At 55.2% G+C, this 24,277-nt stretch carries 24 protein-coding genes; all 24 read left to right on the forward strand.

The features are described from left to right. Positions 1 to 29: 29 nt before the first annotated feature. The 24 genes from MJ923_RS05910 (at position 30) to MJ923_RS06025 (ending at position 24,263) form a co-directional block, all read left to right on the forward strand. Positions 30 to 1,097 carry a sensor histidine kinase gene (locus tag MJ923_RS05910; protein WP_240590310.1) on the forward strand — a complete coding sequence of 356 codons (1,068 nt, stop codon included), beginning with the start codon at positions 30 to 32 and terminating at the stop codon, positions 1,095 to 1,097. Further along, positions 1,090 to 2,430 carry a sigma-54-dependent transcriptional regulator gene (locus MJ923_RS05915; RefSeq protein ID WP_240590311.1) on the forward strand — a complete coding sequence of 447 codons (1,341 nt, stop codon included), beginning with the start codon at positions 1,090 to 1,092 and terminating at the stop codon, positions 2,428 to 2,430. The genes MJ923_RS05910 and MJ923_RS05915 overlap by 8 nt, the downstream gene beginning before the upstream one ends. Positions 2,431 to 2,548: 118 nt before the next feature. Further along, positions 2,549 to 2,884: a flagellar hook-basal body complex protein FliE gene (gene fliE / locus MJ923_RS05920; RefSeq protein ID WP_126167455.1), complete on the forward strand. Its 336-nt coding sequence runs from the start codon at positions 2,549 to 2,551 to the stop codon at positions 2,882 to 2,884. Positions 2,885 to 2,920: 36 nt separating this feature from the next. Continuing rightward, positions 2,921 to 4,606: a flagellar basal-body MS-ring/collar protein FliF gene (gene fliF, locus MJ923_RS05925; RefSeq protein ID WP_164551294.1), complete on the forward strand. Its 1,686-nt coding sequence runs from the start codon at positions 2,921 to 2,923 to the stop codon at positions 4,604 to 4,606. Further along, a complete protein-coding gene (gene fliG / locus MJ923_RS05930) occupies positions 4,599 to 5,636 on the forward strand; it encodes a flagellar motor switch protein FliG (RefSeq protein ID WP_126167453.1) in 1,038 nt (345 codons plus the stop codon). Before fliF ends, fliG begins: the two co-directional genes overlap by 8 nt. Further along, on the forward strand, positions 5,636 to 6,580 hold the full coding sequence (gene fliH, locus MJ923_RS05935) for a flagellar assembly protein FliH (protein ID WP_240590312.1): 945 nt from the start codon (positions 5,636 to 5,638) through the stop codon (positions 6,578 to 6,580). The genes fliG and fliH overlap by 1 nt, the downstream gene beginning before the upstream one ends. Next, positions 6,549 to 7,889, forward strand: a complete 1,341-nt coding sequence (gene fliI, locus MJ923_RS05940; RefSeq protein WP_240590313.1) for a flagellar protein export ATPase FliI — start codon at positions 6,549 to 6,551, stop codon at positions 7,887 to 7,889. Before fliH ends, fliI begins: the two co-directional genes overlap by 32 nt. A 3-nt stretch (positions 7,890 to 7,892) precedes the next feature. Further along, positions 7,893 to 8,336: a flagellar export protein FliJ gene (gene fliJ / locus MJ923_RS05945; protein ID WP_240590314.1), complete on the forward strand. Its 444-nt coding sequence runs from the start codon at positions 7,893 to 7,895 to the stop codon at positions 8,334 to 8,336. Between the two features lie 109 nt (positions 8,337 to 8,445). Beyond that, on the forward strand, positions 8,446 to 10,200 hold the full coding sequence (locus MJ923_RS05950; RefSeq protein ID WP_240590315.1) for a flagellar hook-length control protein FliK: 1,755 nt from the start codon (positions 8,446 to 8,448) through the stop codon (positions 10,198 to 10,200). A gap of 63 nt (positions 10,201 to 10,263) precedes the next feature. Beyond that, entirely contained in the window at positions 10,264 to 10,788 is a 525-nt protein-coding gene (gene fliL / locus MJ923_RS05955) for a flagellar basal body-associated protein FliL (RefSeq protein ID WP_240590316.1), read from the forward strand. A 40-nt stretch (positions 10,789 to 10,828) separates the two neighbouring features. After that, positions 10,829 to 11,857 carry a flagellar motor switch protein FliM gene (gene fliM, locus MJ923_RS05960; protein WP_126167447.1) on the forward strand — a complete coding sequence of 343 codons (1,029 nt, stop codon included), beginning with the start codon at positions 10,829 to 10,831 and terminating at the stop codon, positions 11,855 to 11,857. Between the two features lie 11 nt (positions 11,858 to 11,868). After that, entirely contained in the window at positions 11,869 to 12,243 is a 375-nt protein-coding gene (gene fliN, locus MJ923_RS05965; RefSeq protein ID WP_240590317.1) for a flagellar motor switch protein FliN, read from the forward strand. Between the two features lie 20 nt (positions 12,244 to 12,263). Continuing rightward, positions 12,264 to 12,632, forward strand: a complete 369-nt coding sequence (gene fliO, locus MJ923_RS05970) for a flagellar biosynthetic protein FliO (protein ID WP_420854418.1) — start codon at positions 12,264 to 12,266, stop codon at positions 12,630 to 12,632. Beyond that, complete coding sequence (fliP, locus tag MJ923_RS05975; RefSeq protein ID WP_240590318.1) at positions 12,629 to 13,375, forward strand: flagellar type III secretion system pore protein FliP; 747 nt, start codon at positions 12,629 to 12,631, stop codon at positions 13,373 to 13,375. Before fliO ends, fliP begins: the two co-directional genes overlap by 4 nt. A gap of 8 nt (positions 13,376 to 13,383) precedes the next feature. Beyond that, a complete protein-coding gene (gene fliQ / locus MJ923_RS05980) occupies positions 13,384 to 13,653 on the forward strand; it encodes a flagellar biosynthesis protein FliQ (RefSeq protein WP_126167444.1) in 270 nt (89 codons plus the stop codon). After that, positions 13,653 to 14,441: a flagellar biosynthetic protein FliR gene (gene fliR, locus MJ923_RS05985; RefSeq protein WP_240590319.1), complete on the forward strand. Its 789-nt coding sequence runs from the start codon at positions 13,653 to 13,655 to the stop codon at positions 14,439 to 14,441. The genes fliQ and fliR overlap by 1 nt, the downstream gene beginning before the upstream one ends. Before the next feature lies 1 nt (position 14,442). Continuing rightward, entirely contained in the window at positions 14,443 to 15,576 is a 1,134-nt protein-coding gene (gene flhB, locus MJ923_RS05990) for a flagellar biosynthesis protein FlhB (protein ID WP_240590320.1), read from the forward strand. An 88-nt stretch (positions 15,577 to 15,664) separates the two neighbouring features. Continuing rightward, positions 15,665 to 17,764: a flagellar biosynthesis protein FlhA gene (flhA, locus tag MJ923_RS05995; protein WP_240590321.1), complete on the forward strand. Its 2,100-nt coding sequence runs from the start codon at positions 15,665 to 15,667 to the stop codon at positions 17,762 to 17,764. Positions 17,765 to 17,776: 12 nt separating this feature from the next. Next, a complete protein-coding gene (flhF, locus tag MJ923_RS06000) occupies positions 17,777 to 19,171 on the forward strand; it encodes a flagellar biosynthesis GTPase FlhF (RefSeq protein WP_240590322.1) in 1,395 nt (464 codons plus the stop codon). Between the two features lie 4 nt (positions 19,172 to 19,175). Beyond that, positions 19,176 to 20,057 (forward strand): MinD/ParA family protein, encoded by an 882-nt coding sequence (locus MJ923_RS06005; protein ID WP_126167439.1) that lies wholly within the window; start codon positions 19,176 to 19,178, stop codon positions 20,055 to 20,057. Then, the gene (locus MJ923_RS06010; RefSeq protein ID WP_126167438.1) at positions 20,050 to 20,769 is read left to right on the forward strand and encodes an RNA polymerase sigma factor FliA; all 720 of its coding nucleotides are present in this window, start codon (positions 20,050 to 20,052) and stop codon (positions 20,767 to 20,769) included. The genes MJ923_RS06005 and MJ923_RS06010 overlap by 8 nt, the downstream gene beginning before the upstream one ends. A gap of 43 nt (positions 20,770 to 20,812) precedes the next feature. Then, entirely contained in the window at positions 20,813 to 21,196 is a 384-nt protein-coding gene (gene cheY, locus MJ923_RS06015; protein ID WP_126167437.1) for a chemotaxis response regulator CheY, read from the forward strand. Positions 21,197 to 21,209: 13 nt separating this feature from the next. Then, positions 21,210 to 21,956: a protein phosphatase CheZ gene (locus MJ923_RS06020; protein WP_240590323.1), complete on the forward strand. Its 747-nt coding sequence runs from the start codon at positions 21,210 to 21,212 to the stop codon at positions 21,954 to 21,956. Between the two features lie 15 nt (positions 21,957 to 21,971). Then, a complete protein-coding gene (locus MJ923_RS06025) occupies positions 21,972 to 24,263 on the forward strand; it encodes a chemotaxis protein CheA (RefSeq protein ID WP_240590324.1) in 2,292 nt (763 codons plus the stop codon). The last annotated feature ends 14 nt before the right edge of the window (positions 24,264 to 24,277 follow it).

The following is a 24,277-nucleotide window of genomic DNA, read 5'->3' on the forward strand; positions in this document are numbered from 1 at the left end:
GTTAACAACGACTTTTTGACGGGGTGCGTATGTCAGCCAAAGCTTTAGCCAAGATTGCCGAATTTCCGCCGCAGGCTCGCCTGAAACAGGTGAACGCCGGCGTATCGGCGTCGTCTGAGCAAATGGCTCATATCCTCGAAGCCATGCCATCCGGCGTGGTCATTCTCAATGAAGAAGGCATAGTCACCCTGGCTAATCCGGTGGCGGCCTCCTTACTGGAGCGGCCGCTGGAAGGCGAGCGCTGGATCAATGTGATAAGCCGCGCCTTCTCACCTCAGGATGACGATGGCCACGAAGTGTCCCTTAAAAATGGTCGCCGGGTGAAGCTCGCGATTACGCCGCTGGAGCGCGGTCAGCTGATTGTGCTGACCGATTTGACCGAAACCCGGCTGCTGCAGCGCAATCTGGCGCACATGCAGCGATTGTCGGCGCTTGGCAAGATGGTGGCGACTCTGGCACATCAAATTCGTACGCCGCTCTCTGCCGCGCTGCTTTACGCCGCCAATCTTGGCAGTCCGCGCCTGAACAATGAGGCCCGGAGCAAGTTCCAGCAAAAGCTGGTGGACCGATTGAATGAGCTCGAGCGCCAGGTCAATGACATGCTGCTGATGGCACGCGGTAAGGTGGAAGCACCTATGGAGCCTATGGTGCTTGAGGATATTCTTGCGCCTGTGGTGGCCAGCTGTTCACCCATTGCCGAGTCCCGCGGCTGCGCAGTGAAATTGCAGGATGAAACCGGCGGTGTCTTGATGGCCGCAAGCCAGAGCGCGCTCAGCTCTGCCATCAATAATCTGGTGATGAATAGCCTCGAGGCCGGAGCCAAACACATTTTGCTCCACGGCAGCGTGCGCGATAACGCCTTGATGCTGGCGGTGGTGGACGATGGCAAGGGGCTGGAGTCCGGTACCGAGTCCCAGGTGATGGAGCCGTTTTTTACCACCAAAAGCCAGGGCACAGGCCTTGGACTGGCCGTGGTGCAAACCGTGGTACGCAACCACGGCGGCGAGCTCAAAATGCAGTGCGCGGCTAATCGTGGCTGCAGTGTCATGCTTAAATTTCCACTGATTACCCATGCCGAGGAGGTTCGCCATGGCTGAAGGCAAACTGTTGCTGGTTGAGGACGATGCCTCGTTGCGTGAGGCACTGCTCGACACCCTGATGTTGTCGCAGTTCGACTGCCAGGCGGCCGCCAGTGCAGAAGAGGCGATTATTGCACTCAAAGATCAGCGCTTTGATATGGTGATAAGCGACGTGCAGATGGAAGGTATCGGCGGCATGGGCCTGCTGGCTTACCTCAAACAACATCATCCCAAAATTCCGGTATTGTTGATGACGGCGTTCGCCACCATCGACAGCGCCGTCAGTGCCATTAAACTGGGCGCCGTGGACTACCTTGCCAAGCCCTTCGCCCCGGAAGTGCTGCTCAATCAGGTGACCCGTTACCTGCCACAAAACGCCGACAAGGGCGATCCTGTGGTGGCGGACGAGAAAAGCCTGGCGCTGCTGGCGCTGGCTGGCCGCGTGGCTAAATCCGATGCCTCTGTGATGATCCTCGGGCCATCCGGTTCGGGTAAAGAGGTGCTGGCACGCTATATCCACAACCACAGTCTACGGGCCGATGGGCCTTTTGTGGCAATTAACTGTGCCGCCATTCCAGAGAACATGCTCGAAGCCACCCTGTTTGGCTATGAAAAGGGCGCCTTTACCGGCGCCTATCAGGCCTGTCCGGGTAAGTTTGAGCAGGCCCAGGGTGGCACTTTGCTGCTGGATGAGATTTCAGAAATGGATCTGGGTCTGCAGGCTAAATTGCTGCGGGTGCTGCAAGAGCGTGAAGTCGAGCGTCTCGGTGGCCGCAAGACCATCAAGCTGGACGTGCGGGTATTGGCTACGTCTAACCGTGAACTTAAGGCCATGGCCGAGCGCGGTGATTTCCGCGAAGACCTGTACTATCGCATCAACGTATTTCCGCTGGCCTGGCCTGCGCTGAATCAACGCCCCAAAGATATTCTGCCACTGGCGCGCCACTTGCTTGGCCGCCATGCGGAAAAGCTCGGTACCTCAGTGCCTGAGCTGGATGAGTCGGCCTGTCGGCGCCTGCTGGCGCACCGCTGGCCGGGCAATGTGCGTGAACTCGATAACGTGGTGCAGCGGGCACTGATCTTGTCTGCCGGCGAGCTGATTTCGGCCCAGGACATCATTATTGACGCCATGGATGTGACCCAGATTGCCCAGGAAGAACCTGTGGCTCGCGCTGAGCCAGAGGGCCTTGGCGATGAGCTTAAGGCGCAGGAGCACGTGATTATTCTTGAAACCCTCAGTCAGTGCCGTGGCAGCCGCAAGCTGGTTGCCGAAAAGCTTGGCATAAGTGCCCGCACCCTGAGATACAAGATGGCCAGAATGCGGGAAATGGGCATTCAGCTGCCGGCTTAGGCGGTAAAATCAGCAAAAAAGCAGGCTTGGCCTGCTTTTTTTGTTTTTTGGCAAGCCTTTTGCTTTACACCTGTTACAGAGATTAATCCCGTCAAATTCATGGCGAAGGGAGCAGGATATGCAAATAGGTCCAACTTCATTTATGCAGGAAATGCAGGCACTGCGCAGCGAAATCAGCCCCCTCGGTGGCCAGGAGCTGCAACCCCTTCGTCAGGTGGGTAACACCAGCGGCGCCGATTTCGCCAGCTTATTGGCCCAGGCTGTGGGCCAGGTCAATGAACTGCAGCAAACCTCCTCAGGCCTTGCCACCCGCCTGGAAATGGGCGACACCCGCGTTACCCTTTCCGACACAGTGATTGCCCGCGAAAAAGCCAGTGTGGCTTTCGAAGCCACGGTGCAGGTGCGCAACAAGCTGGTGGAAGCCTACAAAGAAATCATGAGTATGCCCGTCTAAGTCGGCCATTGAAGGATAACCAACGTGAGCACTGATATGATTGTGAGCACCGACGACGGTATGAGCGGTGTACAACAGGAAAACAAGTCCGGCGTGTTGGGCGGCTTCGGCGGCACCGACATGATGCGCCAGATCACCATGATCCTCGCTCTGGCCATTTGTTTGGCGCTGGCGGTGTTTGTGATGATGTGGGCGCAGGAGCCTGAATACCGTCCGCTGGGTAAGTTTGAAGCCCAGGAGATGATCCAGGTGCTCGACGTACTCGATAAAAATAAGATCCCCTACAAGGTGGATTTTGATGTGCTGCGGGTGCCGGAAGACAAATACCAGGATATCCGTCTGCTGCTGAGTCGCGCCGGTGTCGATGCCGCTTCCGGCAGTGAGAAAGACTTCCTGACCCAGGACATGGGTTTTGGTGTCAGCCAGCGTATGGAGCAGGCGCGCCTGAAGCACAGCCAGGAGCAAAACCTCGCCCGTGCCATTGAAGAGCTTAAAAGCATCAGCCGCGCCAAGGTGATTCTGGCGCTGCCAAAAGAGAACGTGTTTGCCCGCAACAAGTCCAAGCCCAGCGCCACCGTGGTGGTGACAGTGCGCCGTGGCGGCCTCGGTCAGGAAGAAGTGGATGCCGTAGTGGACATAGTGGCTTCTGCGGTGCAGGGGCTTGAGCCTACCCGGGTGACAGTGACCGACTCCAACGGCCGCCTGCTCAATTCAGGTAGTCAGGATGGGGTTTCTGCCCGTGCCCGCCGTGAGCTTGAACTGGTAAAGCAAAAAGAAGCCGAATACCGCGCCAAGGTAGACGCTATTCTGATGCCCATCCTCGGGCCGGAAAACTTTACTTCCCAGGTGGATGTGACCATGGACTTTACCGCCGTGGAGCAAACCGCCAAACGTTTTAACCCTGATCTGCCCGCCGTTCGCAGTGAAATGACCCTGGAAACCCAGAGCACAGGTGAAGGCAGCATGGGGATCCCCGGCGCCCTGTCCAATCAGCCGCCGATGGAGTCGAACATTCCCCAGACTCTGAAAGAAGCGCAGGATCAACAGCAGGCCAACGGTAACTCTCACCGCGAAGCCACCCGTAACTATGAGCTAGACACCACCATCAGCCACACCCGTCAACAGATTGGCACAGTGCGCCGGGTGAGTGTGTCAGTAGCCGTGGATTTCAAGGCCGGCGATGCCAATGGCGAAGGTCAGGTGAGCCGCGTGCCCCGCACTGAGGCCGAGCTGGCCAATATCCGTCGTCTGCTTGAAGGCGCTGTGGGCTTTACTACTCAGCGCGGCGACAGCATCGAAGTGGTGACTGTGCCCTTTATGGATCAGCTTGTTGAAGAAATGCCCGAGCTGCCCATGTGGGAACAGCCCTGGTTCTGGAAGGCGATGAAGCTTGCATCCGGTTCGCTGGCGATTCTGGTGCTCATTCTGTTTGTGGTGCGGCCGCTGCTGAAGAAACTGCTGCTCGCCGACAAGGTAGACATGCCAGAAGATGGCCGTCTGGGGCATGAGCTGGCCGAAATTGAAGATCAGTTCGCCGCCGATACTCTGGGCATGCTCAACACCACCGAAGCCGAGTACAGTTATGCGGATGACGGCTCAATCCTTATCCCGAACCTGCATAAAGATGATGATATGATTAAGGCTATCCGCGCTCTGGTTGCCAACGAACCTGAGCTTTCCACTCAAGTCGTGAAGAATTGGTTGCAACAGGAAAATGGCTGAAAATAAAGAAAAATCTGAATCCGGGATCAAAGCAAGCGATCTGTCCGGCATTGAGAAAACCGCGATTCTGCTGCTGAGTCTCAGTGAAGCTGACGCCGCGTCGATTCTGAAACACCTCGAGCCCAAGCAGGTGCAGAAGGTGGGTATGGCCATGGCGGCGCTGGAAGACTTTGGGCAGGAAAAGGTGATCGCCGTCCATAAGCAGTTTTTGGATGATATTCAGAAGTTTTCCTCCATTGGCTTTAACAGCGAAGAGTTCGTGAGAAAGGCGCTGACCGCGGCGCTGGGTGAAGACAAGGCCGGCAACCTGATTGAGCAAATCATCATGGGCAGCGGTGCCAAGGGTCTTGACTCGCTCAAGTGGATGGATGCCCGTCAGGTGGCTTCTATTATTCAGAACGAACACCCACAAATTCAAACCATTGTGCTTTCTTATCTGGAGCCGGATCAGGCGGCGGAGATTTTCTCCCAGTTCCCTGAAAACACCCGTCTTGACCTCTTGATGCGTATCGCCAACCTCGAAGAGGTTCAACCGGCGGCATTGCAGGAGCTGAACGACATTATGGAGAAACAGTTTGCCGGTCAGGGCGGTGCCCAGGCGGCGAAGATGGGCGGTCTCAAGGCGGCAGCCAACATCATGAACTATCTGGATACTGCCATCGAAAGTCAGCTGATGGAAACCATGCGCGAAACCGACGAGGAAATGGCGCAGCAAATCCAGGATCTGATGTTTGTATTCGAAAACCTTATCGATGTGGACGACCGTGGTATTCAGGCCTTGCTGCGTGAAGTGCAGCAGGACGTACTGATGAAGGCCCTTAAAGGCGCCGACGATCAGCTCAAAGACAAAATCCTCGGCAATATGTCCAAACGGGCTGCCGAACTGCTGCGTGACGATCTTGAGGCCATGGGCCCTATCCGCATAAGCGAAGTTGAGCTGGCCCAGAAAGAAATTCTGTCCATTGCCAGACGCCTGTCTGACGCCGGTGAAATCATGCTCGGCGGTGGCGGCGGTGAAGAGTTCGTTTAATGACTGACACCAAGCGCCCCAAGACAGTCCTCAGAGGGGAAGAAAAGGACGAATTCAGCCATTGGCGCTTACCGGAGATGTCCGGTGATATGCCCAGGGCGCCGGAGAATATGCTTGGGCGTCGCCCCGGTGAAGTCTATGTGGCGCCCGAGGAGGAAGAGTTTCGTCCGCCGACCCTCGCTGAAATTGAGGCTATTCGTCAGGAAGCTGAACTTGAAGGTTTTGAAGCGGGAAAAGCTGACGGTTATGCCGAAGGGCTGGAAGCCGGACGCCTGCAGGGGCTCAAAGAAGGCCACGAAGAAGGCTTGCGTCAGGGCCAGGAGCAAGGGCTGTCTGAAGGCCTTGCCGAGGGCAAAGCCATGCTGGCCCGGTTTGAGTCGCTGCTTGGGCAGTTTTCGGCACCGCTTTCCCTGCTTGATAACGAAATTGAGCAGGAGCTGCTGGAGCTGTCGATGACACTCGCCAGGCAGATTTTGCTGCATGAGCTGAAAACCCACCCCGAACATATTCTGGCCGCCCTGCGTCAGGGCATCGACTGTCTGCCTGTGAAAGATCAACAAGTTAAAATTCGTCTGAATCCCGACGATTTAACGCTGGTCAATGGGCTTTATGAGCACAGCGAGCTTGAGCGCAAGCGCTGGGAGCTCGAATCGGATCCGCTGCTTGAGCGTGGTGAATTGGTGATTGACAGCCATCGCTCTCGGGTCGATATGCGTCTCGAAGAGCGAATTGCTGTCGCATTGGCGACGCCGGCCGAACGGCTCGAAGCCCTTGGACGTGATGCCAGGATCCAGCAGGAAAAACTGGCCCGCGATGAGGCGCCAACGGCTCAGGTGATGGCGGCAAGCGAGCCGCAGGATCAGATTGAACACAGCAGCGGCGCCGAACAAGCCAGCAACCGGGAGGGCGAAGATGATAGCCCGCAAACACCACCTGCTGAATAACTTAAAGCAGCTTAAACAAGCGCTGCCCATGTCGCATCCGGTCGCCGAAGGCCAGCTGGTGCGGGTGGTCGGGCTGACTCTGGAAGCCAGCGGTTGCCGTGCTCCGGTAGGCAGCCTGTGTGCCATCGATACCATTGGTGGCGAGCTGATTGCCGAAGTCATCGGCTTCGATGAACACCTTCTTTACCTGATGCCCATTGAAGAGCTCAAAGGGGTGCTGCCCGGTGCCCGGGTGCGGCCGCTTGGCGAGCAGGGCGGGATTGCCGTGGGTATGTCGCTGCTTGGCCGTGTGCTTGATGGCGGCGGTGAACCTTTGGATGGTCTTGGTCCCCTTGGCACTACAGATGTTGCCCCGCGCCATGGCCCAGCCATCAACCCCCTTGCCAGACGGCCAATCCACGAGCCCCTCGATGTGGGCATTCGTGCCATCAATGCCATGCTGACCGTAGGCAAAGGCCAGCGGATGGGATTGTTCGCCGGTTCCGGCGTGGGTAAGTCCGTGCTGCTTGGCATGATGACCCGCGGCACCACAGCGGATGTGATTGTGGTGGGCCTGGTTGGTGAACGTGGTCGCGAAGTAAAAGAATTTATTGAAGAAATTTTAGGTCCTGAAGGCCGTGCCCGCTCGGTGGTGGTGGCCGCGCCCGCCGATACCTCGCCGCTGATGCGTCTGCGTGCCTGTGAAACCTCCACCCGCATTGCCGAATACTTTCGCGATCTTGGCTTTAACGTATTGCTGCTGATGGATAGCCTGACCCGCTATGCGCAGGCCCAGCGGGAAATTGCCCTGGCCGTGGGTGAGCCGCCCGCCACCAAGGGTTACCCACCGTCAGTGTTTGCCAAGCTGCCAAGGCTTGTGGAACGTGCCGGAAATGGCGGTCCGGGTCAGGGCTCTATCACCGCCTTTTACACAGTGTTGACCGAGGGCGATGATTTGCAGGACCCGATTGCCGATGCGGCCAGGGCTATCCTCGATGGCCACATAGTGCTGTCGCGTACCCTCGCCGATTCGGGGCATTACCCTGCTATCGATATTGAAGCTTCCATCAGCCGTGTGGCGCCCATGGTGATTAGCCCGGCGCATCTTGAAGCCATGCGTAAGGTGAAGCAAACCTATTCGTTGTATCAGCAAAACCGTGATCTGATTTCCATCGGCGCCTATGCCCAGGGCAGTGATCCCCGCATCGACAACGCCATCAGGTTGCAGCCTGCCATGAACGCCTTCCTGCGTCAGGGAATGCGTGATGCCATCAGCATGGGTGACAGTGAAACCATGCTTGGCCAGCTTGCGGCCCAGTGCAGAGGGTAATCCATGGCACGCCCAGACCCATTACTCACCGTATTGAAATTGGCACAGGAAGCTGAAGAGCAAGCCGCGCTGGCGCTGCGCGCTGCGCAGTTGGACCTTGGCAAGCTGAAGCAGCAGCTCGATGCCCTCAATCATTATCGCCTCGACTATATGCGCCAGATAGCCGCCAAAGAAGGCACCAATATTGGTGCCAGCGCGTATCAACAGTTTCATCGGTTTATCAAGCAAATCGATCAGGCCATTGCCCAGCAGGTTCAGGCCGTGCAGGGCGCTGACAAGCAACTGGCACACAGGCGCCAAATCTGGATGGAGCGGCAACAAAAACGCAAGGCGGTTGAGTTGCTGCTTCAACACAAAGCCGATAAGCGCGAGGCAGTGGCGCTGCGTCAGGAGCAAAAACTGGCGGATGAATTTGCCATGCAGCAGTTTATCCGGCGCAGATCCTGAATCGATTGGCATGGCATTTGCTGTATTTTTGCCAAGTGAGTGAGATTTAAGCTAAACAGCATTGCAGATGGCACACACAGGCTTGCCATTCAATGCAGGGAGAGCCCTGATGCAACAAATCATGAATGTGCTTTTAAGCAGCCCTGAAGTTTCTCAGGGAGCATCAAAAGGTGCCCCAATGGGCGCCGACTCTACAGCTGAACGTGATGGAATGGATTTCGAATCTATCATCGCAAAAACAAATGCTTATGCTGAAAACCCTCGGGCAAAAGCAACCGGTCAAACCGCGGCGGAACAGTCGAAGGCGACCGGGGCTCAGGCACAGGCGCTTGGCAAGGCTGGCGATGCTGAAAGCGCGGATGATGTATCCAAGGTGCTTGCCCAAATCCAATTCTCCCGTCAGAGTGCCGATCCCGATGAGATTGCCGCCGACGGCGATTTGTTGCCGCAAGCGCTCGGCGAAGATGACATTCTGGCGCTGGTCATGCAGGCACTGACCGCCGATGGGCTTGGCAGTGATGACATCAAGGTCACAGACGACGTGGCAAATGACGCTGACGCCATCGCCACCGACAATTTGTTCGCACTCTTCAGCGATTTAATGAAAGGTGCCGATGCCGAGACACGGCAGCAACTGGCAGATTTACTCGGCGTAGAGGCTGATGCTTTGGCAAGCCTCGATGGCGAAGCCTTTGCAGCTTTGCTGCAAGCATCGCCGGCGCTGAAGGATGCGTTGGAGATGTTTGCTGCCGCCGGTTTGGATGAAGGTGTTTTTGGTAATCTGAGTCAAGCCACGTCAATGGCAACCCAGGTAAGCGCCTCGCCAGAGCAGGGCGCTGCCGCTCACATTAATGCAGACGGTGTAAGGGCGCTCAGTGCGCTGATTGCCGCTGCGCAAAAGGCGCCTGAGGGCACCCGGGGGCTGGAGATTGCCAAGAGCGCTGTGATGGCTGCACAGGGCAACCAAGCCGAGCCCACGGGTTCTGAGCTTGCCAGCTTGGCTGATGTTGAGCTTGCCGGATTGGCTGACGCTGACGGCGAGCCGATGCCAGGCTTGGATAGCAAACTCAAGGGCCGTGAAAACCTGCCACAGGCTTTGCTTGCCGACACGAAAACTGAACCTGCGAATACTCAGAAGGCCCAGAATCCTCTGCTTGCCGCCCTGGCGGATGCTGATAACCAGGCCGCTGCCGCCAATCTGCCGAAAGACAAAGCTGACGTTGCTGCCGCCGTGAAAGAGGCGCTGGCCATCTCATCTGCGCAGGGAACTGAAAACAGCGCCAAACTTATGCCGGAGCACAGGCTTTCTGGCCTTGAGCGCGTCGAAGCTCAGCCTGCGCAGGACACGGCCCCTCAGCAGGGATTTGAGCAGCGACTTACCCAACTGCAACGGGGAGACTTGAGTCAGGTGCAGCTGTCACTGCGTCACGGCAATGAGCGCCCTGTGACCACCGCCGACATGGTGGCAAGGTTTGCGCCTGTGATGAATGCGCAGCTGGTCGCCATGGTGCGCGATGGCGTACAGCAGGCAGAAATTCGCCTCGATCCGCCTGAGCTTGGTTCCTTGATGGTGCGTATTCAGGTTCAGGGCAGTGAAACCCAGGTGCAGTTCCATGTGAGTGCCGCACAAACCAAAGATGTGGTGGAGCAGGCACTGCCGCGCCTCAGGGAACTGCTGGCACAGCAGGGAATGGAGCTTACCGATGGTCAGGTGTCCCATGATAAACGGGGTAACGGCCAGTCGGGTGATGGTCGCAGCGCCGAAGAGCACTTTGCTGCCATGGATGAAATTCCAGCAGAAGAGTTACAATTAAGCGTAAATCAGACAACAAGTTATGCTTCGGGTATAGATTATTACGCCTAAGCAGGTAACCTATAGTCTTATCCGGAGTTGGCCGCGATGGCCTGTGACAGAAAGGAATAGCCGATGGCGGAAGAAGAATCTCTGCAACTTGAAGAAACCGGCGGCAAAAAGAGTAAAAAGCTGCTGTTTATCATTGTTGGCGTGGTCGTGGTTGCCGCCTTGGGTGTGGGAGGCTGGCTGTTTATGGGCTCGTCCGACCCGGCTCCCGCTGAAGGTGAAGTTGCCGCAGAAGGTCAGAGCACCGAAGCGGCCGAAGGCACCAATGCCCGTGAGGCATTCTATGTCGCCATGCCAAGACCGTTTTTATTTAATCTGCCCGGCCAGCCCCGCAGCCGTCTGGTGGAAATCAAGGTGCAGCTGATGGTGCGCGGCGCCGATGACGATGTGATGATCAAAAAGCATATCCCCTTGATTGAAGATGCGTTGCTGACCACCTTCAGCAGTGGTGACGTGCAAAAGCTTTCTACCCAGGCCGGTAAAGATGAGCTCAGACAGCTGGCGCTGCTCAACGTACAAAACACTCTGCAGCCGGTGACCGGTCGTAAGGTGGTCGAGAAAGTACTCTTTACCGGGTTTGTGATGCAATAGTGACAATTGTCCTTTGACAACAACTATATAAGGCAAAATTGTGACGGATTTACTTAGCCAAGACGAGATTGATGCGCTGCTTCACGGCGTAGACGATGTCGAAGAAGAAGAGGTCAGTGAAGCGGGGATAGCGGCCCGCAATTACGACTTTTCTTCTCAGGACAGGATCGTCCGTGGCCGTATGCCCACCCTCGAGATTGTGAACGAGCGTTTTGCCCGTCACCTGCGGATCAGCATGTTCAACATGATGCGCCGCGCGGCCGAGGTGTCCATCAACGGGGTGCAGATGCTCAAATTTGGTGAGTATGTGCATACCCTGTTTGTGCCAACCAGTTTGAATATGGTGCGTTTTCAGCCGCTTAAAGGTACTGCGCTGATCACCATGGAAGCCCGCTTGGTGTTTATTCTGGTGGACAACTTCTTTGGTGGCGACGGCCGTTTCCACGCCAAGATTGAAGGCCGAGAATTTACCCCCACTGAGCGTCGTATCGTTCAGCTGCTGTTGAAAATCATCTTCGAAGATTACAAAGATGCCTGGGCGCCGGTGATGGACGTCGAGTTCGAATACCTTGATGCCGAAGTGAACCCGGCGATGGCCAACATCGTCAGTCCCACCGAAGTGGTAGTGGTGAACTCGTTCCACATCGAAGTGGACGGTGGTGGCGGTGACTTCCACATCACTATGCCTTACTCGATGATAGAACCTATCCGTGAACTGCTTGATGCCGGTGTGCAGAGCGATAAGCAAGACACCGACATGCGCTGGTCGCAGGCACTGAAAGACGAAATCATGGACGTGGAAGTGGGCTTCGATGCCACCCTGGTTGAACATGAAATCAGCCTGCGGGATGTGATGGAACTCAGTGCCGGTGATGTGATCCCGGTGGAACTGCCAGAATTTGTGCTGATGAAAATTGAAGACTTGCCCACCTACCGCTGTAAGCTGGGTAAGTCGCGGGATCATCTGGCACTGAAGATTTGTGAAAAAATCCCTCGTCCTGAGACGGTAAAAACTGAATTGCAACTGGTGACCCGTAAGGGTAAAGCCCGAGATATCAATGACCTGTAAGGTGATGTGAGATGAGTACCGATGATGATTGGGCCGCAGCGATGGCCGAGCAGGCACTGGAAGAAGCCCAGGCCGCTGAATTTGAAGAACTGAAAGACGAAACCAAGCCGCTTTCCAGCGAAGAAGTCGCCAAGCTGGATACCATTATGGATATCCCTGTGACCATTTCCATGGAAGTGGGTCGCAGCTTTATCAGCATCCGTAACCTGCTGCAGCTCAACCAGGGCTCGGTGGTGGAGCTTGACCGTGTTGCCGGCGAGCCGCTGGATGTGATGGTCAACGGCACCCTTATCGCCCATGGTGAAGTGGTGGTGGTGAACGACAAGTTCGGTATTCGTCTGACCGACGTGATAAGCCAGACAGAGCGTATCAAAAAACTCAAATAAACCCAGAAGAGGGAGCCTGCGTGTCTTTAACCCTACTTTCAGTGGCCGCGACAACCTCACCCGGCGGCGCCGTCTCACAAGGCTATGCCAGTACGCTGGCCAGCATGGTTGGCGGCTTGATTTTGGTGCTGGTGGTGATTTTTGTGCTGGCCTATGTGGTCCGCAGGCTCAACCTGGTGCCCGCCAGTGGTGGTGTCATTAAAACTCTGGCCGCCAGTCCGCTTGGACAGCGTGAAAAGCTGGTGCTGGTTGAACTCGATGGTCAGCAGTACCTGCTGGGGGTGACGGCGCAGCAAGTCACCTTAATTGACAAGCTGGACGCCCCGGTCACCCTGCCGGAAGAAGGGTTTGCCCGCCGCCTGAAACTGGCTAAGGACAAACAGTCATGATGCGCCTTGCCCTGACTCTGATTGCCTTAATGACGCTTGCTGTTGCGCCTGCGATGGCAGCCGATGGCGTGCTCCCCGCCGTTACCGTTACCACCACTCCCGATGGTGGCACTCAATATTCGGTCACCCTGCAGATTTTAATGCTGATGACGGCGCTGAGCTTTCTGCCCGCCATGGTCATCATGCTCACTTCCTTTACCCGCATTATTGTGACGCTGTCGCTGCTGCGTCAGGCCATTGGCTTGCAGCAGGCGCCGTCCAACCAGGTGCTGATTGGCCTTAGTCTGTTTATGACCTTTTTCATCATGGCGCCTGTGTTCGATAAAATTTATGAGCAAGGGGTCAAACCCTACATGGATGAAACCCTGACCATAGATCAGGCGTTTGAGCGTGGTAAGGCACCACTGAAAGACTTTATGCTTGCCCAGGTGCGGATAACCGATCTGGAAACCTTCGTGAACATCGCAGGTTACGACAATATTAAAACCCCGGAGGAGGCGCCTATGTCGGTGCTGATCCCGGCCTTCATCACCAGTGAACTGAAAACTGCGTTCCAGATTGGCTTTATGCTGTTTGTGCCCTTTTTGGTGATTGATTTGGTAGTGGCCAGTATCCTGATGGCCATGGGTATGATGATGCTGTCGCCGATGATTGTGTCGCTGCCCTTTAAAATCATGTTGTTTGTGCTGGTGGATGGCTGGACCCTGGTAATGGGCACCCTGGCCAACAGCTTTGCGACCTGAGGCGCACCATGACTCCAGAAGCCCTGATTGATATCTTCCGTGAAGCCCTGGCCGTAATCGTAATGATGGTTTCGGTCATCATTGTGCCCGGGCTTATCGTGGGGCTGATTGTGGCCGTGTTTCAGGCGGCCACCTCTATTAACGAACAAACCTTAAGCTTCCTTCCCCGTTTGCTGGTGACCCTGTTCGGCCTGATGCTGGCCGGCCACTGGCTGGTGCGCACCATGATGGATTTCTTTATGGAGATGGTGCAGCTGATCCCACAGGTCGTTGGCTGATGGAAGTCTTACTCGATACGCTGATGGGTACCCTGAAGGCGTATCTGTGGCCGCTGTTTCGCATTTCCGCCATGTTCATGGTGATGCCGGTGTTCGGCGCCAATACCACCCCGGTGCGGGTTCGTTTGCTATTGTCCGTGGCGGTAACCTTTGCCATCAGTCCTATGTTGCCACCCATGCCCGAGGGCGAACTTTTCGCGTTAAGCTCGGTATTTGTCAGCGCTCAGCAAATTCTGATCGGCGTGGCCATGGGGATGGTTGCGCTGATGATGATGCAGATTTTTGTGCTCACCGGCCAAATCATAGGTATGCAAACCAGTTTGGGTTTCTCCTTTATGGTTGACCCGGGATCTGGGCAGCAAACCCCTGTATTGGGTAACTTTTTCCTGCTGCTGGCCACGCTGATTTTCCTTGCGGTGGATGGCCATCTTTTGATGATCCGTATGCTGGTGATGAGCTTCGATACCCTGCCTGTGTCCATCAGTGGCATCAGTATCGAAAACTATCGCGCGCTGGCGCTTTGGGGCAGCTACATGTTTGGCGCTGCGCTCACCATGTCGCTGTCGGCGATTGTGGCCTTGCTGCTTATTAACCTCTCTTTTGGGGTGATGACCCGCGCCGCGCCTCAGCTCAACATTTTCGCCATCGGTTTCCCGGTGGTGATGATTAGCGGCCTTTTCATTCTTTGGCTCACCCTGGCGCCTGTGATGTCCCACTTCCATGAAATCTGGGAAGCGGCACAGGTCTTGCTGTGTGATATCACCCATCTTCAGTGTCAGGTGAACTGACATGGCAGAGAACGATACCAGCCAGGAACGTACAGAGGAGCCCACAGGGAGGCGACTCGAACAGGCCCGGGAAAAAGGTCAGGTCGCCCGCTCCAAAGAACTTGGCACAGCTGCGGTATTGCTTGCTGCGGCCACCGGCTTTTTGATGATGGGCCCAAGCCTTGCCAAGGCGCTGCATAACGTGATGACCCTGGCCTTTAATCAAAGCCGTGAGCAGATCTTTGACACCAACTCCATGCTCAACATCTGGGCGCCGATTGCCAAAGAGTTGGTGCTGCCGGTGCTTGGTCTGGTGCTGGTGCTGGCGGCACTGGCCTTTGCCGGTAATATCGCCCTCGGCGGCATCACCTTCTCTAGCAATGGCATTCTTCCCAAGGGCAGTAAGATGAGCCCTATTGCCGGTTTTAAGCGGATGTTTGGGGTGCAGGCGCTGGTGGAACTCACCAAGGGGCTGGCCAAGTTCTCGGTGGTGGCGCTGGCAGCCTATGTGCTGCTGTCGTTTTATTTTATGGAGATTATTCAGCTCTCGGCGGAGCATCTGCCATCCAATGTTTACCATGCCCTCGATCTGCTGGTGTGGATGTTTCTGCTGCTGTGCTGCTCCATGCTGTTCATTGTGGTGATTGATGTGCCGTTTCAGATCTGGAACCACAAAAAACAGCTGAAAATGACCAAGCAGGAAGTTAAGGATGAATACAAGGACACCGAAGGTAAGCCTGAAGTAAAGGGCCGTATTCGGCAGATGCAACGTGAAATTGCCATGCGCCGTATGATGGCCGAGGTGCCCAAAGCCGATGTAATTGTGGTTAACCCAGAGCACTATGCAGTGGCGCTGAAATACGACGCCAAGCGTTCGCCAGCGCCGTTTGTGGTGGCCAAAGGCGTGGATACCGTAGCGTTCAAAATCCGTGAAATTGCCCGGGAATACGATGTGGCTATTGTATCGGCGCCGCCATTGGCGCGGGCGATTTACCACACCACCAAGCTTAACCAGCAGGTGCCCGATGGTCTCTTTACCGCAGTGGCGCAGGTGCTGGCGTATGTGTTCCAGCTAAGACAATACCGTAAAGGCCGCGGCCGTAAACCCACCCCCATCCCGCTTAACCAGCCTATTCCTGACGAGTTCAAATACTGAGCATTGAAGCGATTGTGTTCAGATCTTCCCTGATGTTGGCTTGGAACTTGCTATCCAGATGCAAAGCGTCAATTTTGGGTAGCGTCGAATGGATGTAATGGGCCAGCTTGGGCAGATTAAAAAGATAAAACCGGCAAATTTGCAGGGACTGGGCACACCAGCCCTGGTGCTTGCTGCCCTGGCAATGATTGTATTGCCCATGCCGGCGTTTTTGCTGGATATCCTGTTCTCGTTCAACATTGCCCTTGCGCTGGTGGTGCTGCTGGTAGCCATTTACACCAACAGGCCGCTGGATTTTGCTGCTTTCCCCACAGTGCTGTTGGTCGCTACCTTGCTGCGACTGGCGCTGAACGTCGCTTCTACCCGGGTGGTATTGCTTGAAGGCCACAATGGCGCCGACGCAGCCGGTAAAGTGATCGAAGCGTTCGGCTCGGTCGTGATTGGCGGCAACTATGCCGTGGGTCTGGTGGTGTTCTTAATCCTTATCATCATCAACTTTGCCGTAGTGACCAAGGGTGCTGGACGTATCTCCGAGGTGAGTGCCCGCTTCACCCTGGATGCCATGCCCGGCAAACAGATGGCCATCGATGCCGACCTTAACGCTGGTCTTATCAATCAGGAACAAGCCCGTACCCGCCGCGCCGAAGTGACCAAGGAAGCCGATTTCTACGGCGCCATGGACGGTGCGTCCAAGTTTGTGAAAGGTGACGCCATTGCCGGCATTTTGATTTTGGTGATCAACATCCTGGGCGGCTTCATTATCGGTATGGTGCAGCACGATCTGGATTTCTCCAGTGCCGTTGAAATCTACACCCTGCTGACCATAGGTGATGGTCTGGTTGCGCAAATCCCCGGCCTCTTGCTCTCGATTGCCGCGGCGCTGATGGTGACCCGCCAGAACGAAGAAGGTGACATGGGCGGCATGGTGATGAGTCAGATGTTTGACAATCCCAAGTCGCTGGCCATTGCAGCAGGGGTGCTGTTTGTTATGGGTATTGTGCCCGGCATGCCCCACATGGCGTTTCTGTCGTTTGCCCTGGCCACCGGAGCCGGTGCCTTTTTCCTCAATAAGCGCATCGAGAAGCGTAAAGCAGAAGCCCTGGAAGCAGCGGCCAGTGGCACTGTCGATAAACTGGATAATTCGCCCAAAGAGCTTGGCTGGGACGATGTGCGCCATGTAGACACCATAGGTCTTGAGGTGGGCTACCGCTTGATCCCATTGGTGGATAAAGGCCAGGGTGGTGAGCTGCTGTCCCGTATCAAGGGCGTACGCAAGAAGCTGTCGCAGGAACTTGGCTTTTTGGTGCCTGCGGTGCATATCCGTGACAATCTGGATTTGGCGCCCAGCACTTACCGGGTGTCACTGATGGGCGTGGTTGTAGGTGAAGCAGAAATCCGCCACGACTGCGAGCTTGCCATTAACCCAGGGCAGGTGTTCGGCCAGCTCGATGGCGTTGTGACCCGCGACCCGGCCTTCGGCCTTGAAGCGGTGTGGATTGCCCCTGAGCTGAAAGAACACGCCCAGACCCTGGGCTATACCGTGGTGGACGCCTCAACCGTGGTGGCAACCCATATCAGCCAGGTGCTGACCAATAATGCGTCCAAGCTGCTCGGCTACGAAGAAGTACAGCAGCTGATGGATATTCTCGCCAAGCATTCGCCCAAGCTGGTGGATGGTTTTATTCCCGATGTGATGTCCCTTGGCAACGTGGTGAAGGTGATGCAAAACCTGCTCAATGAAGGGGTATCGGTGCGGGATCTGCGCACTATAGTCCAGACACTGCTGGAATATGGTCCCAAGTCCAACGATACCGAAGTATTGACTGCGGCGGTACGTATTGCGCTTAAACGTATGATTGTTCAAGAAATCGCCGGCCCAGAGGCGGAGATCCCTGTCATAACTTTGGCGCCAGAGTTGGAACAGATGTTGCATCAGTCTATGCAGGCTTCCGGGGGCGACGGTCCCAACATCGAACCCGGATTGGCCGAGCGGATGCAACAGTCACTGGCTGACGCCGCTCAGCGGCAGGAAATGGTGGGGCAACCCGCTATCCTGCTGACCTCGGGAATGCTGCGCTCGACACTGTCGCGCTTTGTGAAATACACCATTCCCAACCTGAGGGTGATTTCCTACCAGGAAGTCCCCGATGAGAAGCAGATAAGAATTGTGTCAGCCGTGGGCCAGTAAGAGGGTAGTACAGTGAAAATCAAACGTTTTTTTGCAAAAGATATGCGCGCCGCTCTGGCCCAGGTCAAAGAAACCCTCGGCGCTGACGCCGTGATCATGTCCAACAAAAAAGTCACCGGTGGCATTGAGATTGTGGCTGCGGTGGATTACGACGAGCCCAAGCCGAACCTCGAGCAAAAGCCAGCCATGCCCAATCCGTTTGAGCAGGTTTCGGAAGATAAAGTCTCTTTGGGTGGCCGCCAGCCTGTGCGCGCCAGCCGTCAAAAAGTTAACGAAGCACCGGCCGATTCATTGCAGGCGCTGCTGGAGCGTCAACAAAGCCGCATGAATCAGCAAATGGGCCGTGTGGTGGAAGAAGATGATATGCCTGCCTGGGCCCGTGGCCTGGAAGCGCCCGCCGCGCCAAAGATGAAAGAGGCGCCCCGTCAGGCTACTTTTACCCCGGATGCGGACAAATCCCGCGCAGGTGGCCGCCAACAAATTGAGCTTGATGCCATGAAAGAAGAGCTGGCATCACTGCGTAATTTGCTGACTCATCAGGTTTCTTCTTTGATGATGGAGCAAAAAAAGCGCACCGATCCTGTGGGTGCCATGCTGGAAACCCGGCTGTTGGAGGCGGAGTTTTCACCTGCGGTCGCATCCAAGTTGGCTGGTCTCGCTCAGCACTATACACCGGCAGAGTTGGTGAAGGCATTGCCACAAAGCTTGGCAAATATGCTTGATAATCAAGGTGATGATATTGTTCGTCGCGGCGGTGTGGTGGCCTTTGTTGGTCCAACCGGCGTGGGTAAAACCACCTCGATTGCCAAAATTGCTGCCCGTTTTGCTGCGCATCACGGTGCCGATCAGGTGGCTTTAATCACCACAGATCATTATCGCATCGGAGCCTTTGAGCAATTGGCAACTTATGGCAAAATCATGGGATGTCCTGTGAAGCAAGCTCATGATCTCAATGAGTTGCAACAAATTCTTTATCAGCTGCGCAATCGCAAGCTAGTATTGATAGATACCGCAGGTATGGGCCAGCGAGATATGCGATTAGTTGAACAACTGGACAATTTGACAGCGAACAGTGCCTTGCCGATCCGCAGTTATCTGGTATTGTCAGCTACATCGCAGCGCCGGGTGCTTCAGGACGCCGTTAAGCACTTTAAGCGCATCCCTCTGTCGGGGGCTGTGCTGACCAAACTGGATGAATCCGTGTCTCTGGCAGGAGCACTGAGTATCCTTATTCAGAGTGGCCTGCCGCTGAGTTATGTAACCGACGGACAACGTGTGCCCGAGGATATGCAGGTGGCAGATACTCTGTCGCTGGCTAAGCAGGCGCTCGATGCCCTGAATGAACCTGAGTATCAGGGTATCGATAATAATTTATGGTCGGATAACACGACCTGTGCGTTTGAGTGAAGCTATGACCCGTGATCAAGCAAGCGGTTTACGTATGATGAATCAGCCATATAACGAAAAAGTAAAAGTCATTGCCGTCACTGGCGGCAAGGGTGGGGTAGGCAAAACCAGCGTTTCCATCAATACGGCTGTGGCTCTGGCAGAAAAGGGCAAGCGTGTGTTGGTGCTGGATGCTGACTTGGGTCTGGCCAACGTCGACGTCATGCTGGGGCTTCGCGCCGAGAAAAATCTTTCCCACGTGTTATCGGGCGATGCGGAGCTCGATGACATCATTCTCCGTGGTCCCAAGGGGATTGGTATAGTGCCAGCCACTTCCGGTACCCAGGCCATGGTGGAACTAACCTCTGCACAGCACGCCGGACTTATCCGCGCTTTCAGTGAAATGCGCACCCAGTTCGATGTACTGATTGTGGATACCGCAGCCGGTATCTCCGACATGGTACTGAGCTTCTCCCGCGCCGCACAGGATGTACTGGTGGTGGTGTGTGATGAGCCGACGTCTATCACAGATGCCTATGCCCTCATTAAGATCCTCAGCCGCGAACACGGTGTGTTCCGGTTCAAAATTGTTGCAAATATGGTGCGTAGTCTCCGGGAAGGTATGGAGTTATTTGCTAAACTCAGCAAGGTAACTGACCGCTTCCTGGATGTGGCACTGGAATTGGTTGCAACAATTCCCTTCGATGAAAACTTGCGAAAATCAGTACGTAAGCAAAAATTGATCGTAGAAGCCTATCCGAAGTCTCCAGCCGCGATTGCATATCACGGTTTGGCCAACAAGGTGCTGAGCTGGCCTATACCCCAGCAGCCCGGCGGTCATCTGGAGTTCTTCGTAGAGCGTCTGGTGCATCGTCCCGAGTATCAAGAGGACAGAGCGAGTGAATAAAGCCGCGGCGTATACCTCCATGGAGGATAAAACCTCCATCGTTGAACAGTACGCACCGCTGGTAAAAAGAATCGCGCACCATATGTTGGCCAGGCTGCCGGCATCCGTACAGTTGGACGACTTGCTCCAGGCAGGCATGATTGGCCTGCTGGAGGCCTCGACCAAGTTTGATGGTGGCAAAGGCGCCAAATTTGAAACCTTCGCCGGGATCCGCATTCGCGGCGCCATGCTGGATGAAATCCGCAAGGGCGACTGGGTGCCACGGTCAGTACACCGTAACCAGCGAAGGGTAGCCCAGGTCATTGATGAGTTAGAGCAGGAGCTGGGACGGGATGCCCGCGACAGCGAAATTGCCGAAAGACTTGATATGTCGCTGGATGAATACCATCATATTCTCAATGATGTTTCTGTAGGGAAAATCATAGGGATAGAAGATTTGGGCGTATCTCAGGATGTACTGGTTCCCGATGGGGAGCAAACAGACGACATCTATGACGATCTGGCGGGTAGCCAGTTTCAACAGGCCTTGGCAGATGCCATTCGCCAGTTGCCGGAGAGAGACGCATTGGTGTTATCGCTTTATTACGATGAAGCACTGAACTTAAAAGAAATAGGTGCCATTCTTGACGTCAGCGAGTCGCGGGTATGCCAGATCCACAGTCAGGCGATGCTCAGGCTCAAAGGCAAGCTCAAGCATTGGACACACGTATAATTCATTATCGAGCAGTTAGAGTGTCAGCTCACCGGAGGAAACCTTGGACAAGAATATGAAGATTCTTATCGTTGACGACTTTTCAACGATGAGACGTATCATCAAGAACTTGTTGCGAGACTTGGGATTCAATAACACCCAGGAAGCAGATGATGGCTCAACCGCCTTGCCAATGCTTCAGAAGGGCGATTTCGACTTTGTGGTTACCGATTGGAACATGCCCGGCATGCAGGGTATTGATTTGCTCAAGGCCATCCGCGCCGATGAGAGTCTGAAGCATATCCCTGTGCTGATGGTGACCGCCGAAGCCAAGCGTGAACAGATCATTGCTGCCGCTCAGGCTGGGGTAAATGGCTATGTAGTGAAGCCCTTTACCGCTGCGACACTGAAAGAGAAGCTGGATAAGATCTTCGAACGACTTGGTTGAGCAAGGATGAGCTATGCAGGCACAAACATCAGGGCTCATTAGTCTCGAACAGGCACAGGAACTCGTGACGCTGCTCAGCGGCGGCGAGCAGGAAAAAGCCGATTTGCTGATCCGCGAATTGGCGGCCCCCATTCAAAAGGAACTCTTTGACGAAGTCGGTAAACTGACTCGTCAGCTTCACAGCGCCCTGGTGGATTTTCAGCTCGACAGCCGCCTGGCGGAATTGGCCAGCGTCGATATTCCCGATGCCAAAGAGCGCCTCAATTATGTTATCGACATGACTGAGCAAGCCGCCAACAAGACCATGGATGCCGTGGAAGAGTGTCTGCCATTGGCCGATGCCTTAATCAACCATATTAAAACTGTCACACCAACTTGGGACAAACTGATGCGGCGTGACATTGAACTGACTGAATTCAAGAGCTTGTGCCACGACGTTCAGCAATTGATGACCCGTAGTGAACAAGACTCAGAGCGGCTGCGTGAGCTGCTCAATCAAATTTTGATGGCGCAGGACTTCCAGGATCTGACCGGACAAATGATCCGGCGAGTCATCGACTTGGTTCGGGAAGTTGAAAACAGCCTGGTCTCCATGTTGACCGTCTTTGGCGAGCAACCGGTAACAGAAATGACCCAGCGTACCAGCCCAAGCGTCAACACCATTGAAGCCGAAGGGCCGATTATGAACGCCGAGCTTCGTCAGGACGTGGTAACGGGTCAGGACGAAGTCGACGATCTGCTCTCCAGCCTGGGTTTCTGATAAGGAGTCAATTTAATGGCATTCGATGTTGATGAAGAGATTCTGCAGGACTTTCTGATTGAGGCCGGTGAGATTCTGGAGCTGTTGCAAGAGCAGTTGGTTGCCCTTGAAAACAACCCGGAAGACACAGATCTGCTCAACGCCATTTTCCGTGGCTTTCACACCGTAAAAGGTGGCGCTGGCTTCCTTAGCCTGGCGCCCATGGTGGATGTGTGCCACGAGTCGGAAAATACCTTCGATTTATTAAGAACGGGTAAGCGCCATGTCAGCGCCGAGCTGATGGATATCATCCTTCAGGCGGTCGATGCCATTAATACCATGTTCGCCCAGACCCAAGCCGGTCAGGAGCAGGAACCTGCATCGCCAGAGCTGCTGGATAAACTTAAGTTGCTGGCTTCGGGTGAGCCTTTGCCATCAGAAGGTGGCGCCAGCGAGCCCGACGCTGTTGAAGTGCCTGCAGAGCCCGAGCCTGAAATCCCGGGTGTTGACCTGTTTGATGCTCCCGCAGCAGGCGGCGATGATGTGCTTTTTGACGAAGCGCCCATTGCTGGCGTCGACTTATTCGATGAGCCAGCCGCCAGTGACGGTGGCATTGATGAAATAAACGAAGCCGAATTTGAAGCCTTGCTCGATGCCTTGCATGGCAGCGGTAAAGGCCCAAGCGTGGCAGACACAGCGCCCAAAGCGGCAAGCTCTGCACCTGCGGCTCCTGCTGCGGAGCCGGGCGGCGACGAAATTACCGACGATGAATTTGAAGCCCTGCTTGATGAGCTTCACGGCGCCGGAAAGTTCAAAGCCACCGAAGACAAAGCGCCTGCCAAGGTCGAGCCGAGTCCTGCTGATAACGTTGATACTGACGAAATCACCGATGACGAGTTCGAAAAGCTGCTTGATGAGCTGCACGGTAAAGGTGCTGGTCCCGGTGCGGAAACAGCTGCTGCGGCTGCGCCAGCAGCGCCGAAAGCCGCTGAAAAACCCGCTGCACCTAAAGCGCCGGCAGCGGCTGCCAAACCTGCCGCTGCGCCCAAAGCCGCGCCAGCGGCTGCGCCAAAACCTGTAGCAGCAGCGGAAAAACCTGCCGCACCGGCACCCGCCAAAGCGCCTGCACCTGCGGGTAACAGCGTGCCTCAGGGCGAAACCACGGTTCGGGTGGATACGGCGCGGCTCGATCAGATCATGAACATGGTCGGTGAGCTGGTACTGGTACGTAACCGCTTGGTGAGCCTTGGTGTCACCCGTGAAGATGAGGAAATGTCCAAGGCGCTCGCCAACCTGGATTTGGTCACAGCTGACCTGCAGGGCGCGGTAATGAAAACCCGCATGCAGCCCATCAAGAAGGTGTTTGGCCGTTTCCCCCGGGTTGTACGCGACCTGGCCCGTAGCCTCAACAAAGAAATTGACCTTATTCTGGTGGGTGAGGAAACCGACCTGGATAAAAACCTGGTGGAAGCTCTGGCCGATCCTTTGGTGCACCTTGTTCGTAACTCGGTTGACCACGGCATTGAGATGCCAGCAGATCGTGCTGCCAATGGCAAGCCCAGAACCGGTACCATCACCTTGTCTGCCAGTCAGGAAGGTGACCACATTCTTCTGAAAATTGAAGATGATGGCGCCGGTATGGATCCTGAAAAGCTTAAATCCATCGCCATCAGCCGTGGTGTGCTGGATGAAGACGCCGCCGCGCGTATGTCAGACCATGAAGCATACAATCTGATTTTCGCGCCCGGCTTCTCCACCAAGACCGAAATTTCCGACATTTCCGGCCGTGGTGTGGGCATGGACGTGGTGAAAACCCGTATCACGCAGCTCAACGGTACCGTGCATATTGACTCGGTAAAGGGCAAAGGCACCATCCTCGAGATTAAAGTGCCGTTGACCCTGGCGATTATGCCCACCCTGATGGTGGAAGTGGCCAAGCAGGTATTTGCCTTGCCATTGTCTAGTGTGAACGAGATTTTCCACTTGGATTTGACCAAAACCAATATCGTGGATGGTCAACTCACTGTGATTGTGCGCGAGAAGGCAGTGCCACTGTTTTATCTTGAAAACTGGCTGAGTCGCGTCAAACGTAACTTTAAGCATGGGGATAAAAAGCACGGGCATGTAGTTATTGTTCAGCTTGGCACCATGCAAATCGGCTTTGTGGTAGACGCCCTGATTGGTCAGGAAGAGGTGGTTATTAAGCCTCTGGGTGCATTGCTGCACGGTACTCCCGGCATGGCTGGCGCCACCATCACATCTGATGGCGGTATCGCACTGATTCTGGACGTGCCAGGCCTGCTTAAACACTATGCCAAAAGGAAATAAACGCGGCGAACGCA

This window comes from Shewanella zhuhaiensis, assembly GCF_022484835.1.
Lineage (GTDB): Bacteria > Pseudomonadota > Gammaproteobacteria > Enterobacterales > Shewanellaceae > Shewanella > Shewanella khirikhana.

What these genes read in the sequence shown, in the direction of transcription:
- fliH (WP_240590312.1), top strand. Translation starts at nt 5,636, where the DNA reads ATGACTGACACCAAGCGCCCCAAGACAGTCCTCAGAGGGGAAGAAAAG.
- fliE (WP_126167455.1), top strand. Translation starts at nt 2,549, where the DNA reads ATGCAAATAGGTCCAACTTCATTTATGCAGGAAATGCAGGCACTGCGC.
- fliQ (WP_126167444.1), top strand. Translation starts at nt 13,384, where the DNA reads ATGACTCCAGAAGCCCTGATTGATATCTTCCGTGAAGCCCTGGCCGTA.
- MJ923_RS05950 (WP_240590315.1), top strand. Translation starts at nt 8,446, where the DNA reads ATGCAACAAATCATGAATGTGCTTTTAAGCAGCCCTGAAGTTTCTCAG.
- fliI (WP_240590313.1), top strand. Translation starts at nt 6,549, where the DNA reads ATGATAGCCCGCAAACACCACCTGCTGAATAACTTAAAGCAGCTTAAA.
- MJ923_RS05910 (WP_240590310.1), top strand. Translation starts at nt 30, where the DNA reads ATGTCAGCCAAAGCTTTAGCCAAGATTGCCGAATTTCCGCCGCAGGCT.
- MJ923_RS06025 (WP_240590324.1), top strand. Translation starts at nt 21,972, where the DNA reads ATGGCATTCGATGTTGATGAAGAGATTCTGCAGGACTTTCTGATTGAG.
- fliJ (WP_240590314.1), top strand. Translation starts at nt 7,893, where the DNA reads ATGGCACGCCCAGACCCATTACTCACCGTATTGAAATTGGCACAGGAA.
- fliR (WP_240590319.1), top strand. Translation starts at nt 13,653, where the DNA reads ATGGAAGTCTTACTCGATACGCTGATGGGTACCCTGAAGGCGTATCTG.
- MJ923_RS06005 (WP_126167439.1), top strand. Translation starts at nt 19,176, where the DNA reads ATGACCCGTGATCAAGCAAGCGGTTTACGTATGATGAATCAGCCATAT.
- flhB (WP_240590320.1), top strand. Translation starts at nt 14,443, where the DNA reads ATGGCAGAGAACGATACCAGCCAGGAACGTACAGAGGAGCCCACAGGG.
- fliP (WP_240590318.1), top strand. Translation starts at nt 12,629, where the DNA reads ATGATGCGCCTTGCCCTGACTCTGATTGCCTTAATGACGCTTGCTGTT.
- MJ923_RS05915 (WP_240590311.1), top strand. Translation starts at nt 1,090, where the DNA reads ATGGCTGAAGGCAAACTGTTGCTGGTTGAGGACGATGCCTCGTTGCGT.
- fliG (WP_126167453.1), top strand. Translation starts at nt 4,599, where the DNA reads ATGGCTGAAAATAAAGAAAAATCTGAATCCGGGATCAAAGCAAGCGAT.
- fliL (WP_240590316.1), top strand. Translation starts at nt 10,264, where the DNA reads ATGGCGGAAGAAGAATCTCTGCAACTTGAAGAAACCGGCGGCAAAAAG.
- fliN (WP_240590317.1), top strand. Translation starts at nt 11,869, where the DNA reads ATGAGTACCGATGATGATTGGGCCGCAGCGATGGCCGAGCAGGCACTG.
- fliF (WP_164551294.1), top strand. Translation starts at nt 2,921, where the DNA reads ATGATTGTGAGCACCGACGACGGTATGAGCGGTGTACAACAGGAAAAC.
- flhA (WP_240590321.1), top strand. Translation starts at nt 15,665, where the DNA reads ATGGATGTAATGGGCCAGCTTGGGCAGATTAAAAAGATAAAACCGGCA.
- MJ923_RS06020 (WP_240590323.1), top strand. Translation starts at nt 21,210, where the DNA reads ATGCAGGCACAAACATCAGGGCTCATTAGTCTCGAACAGGCACAGGAA.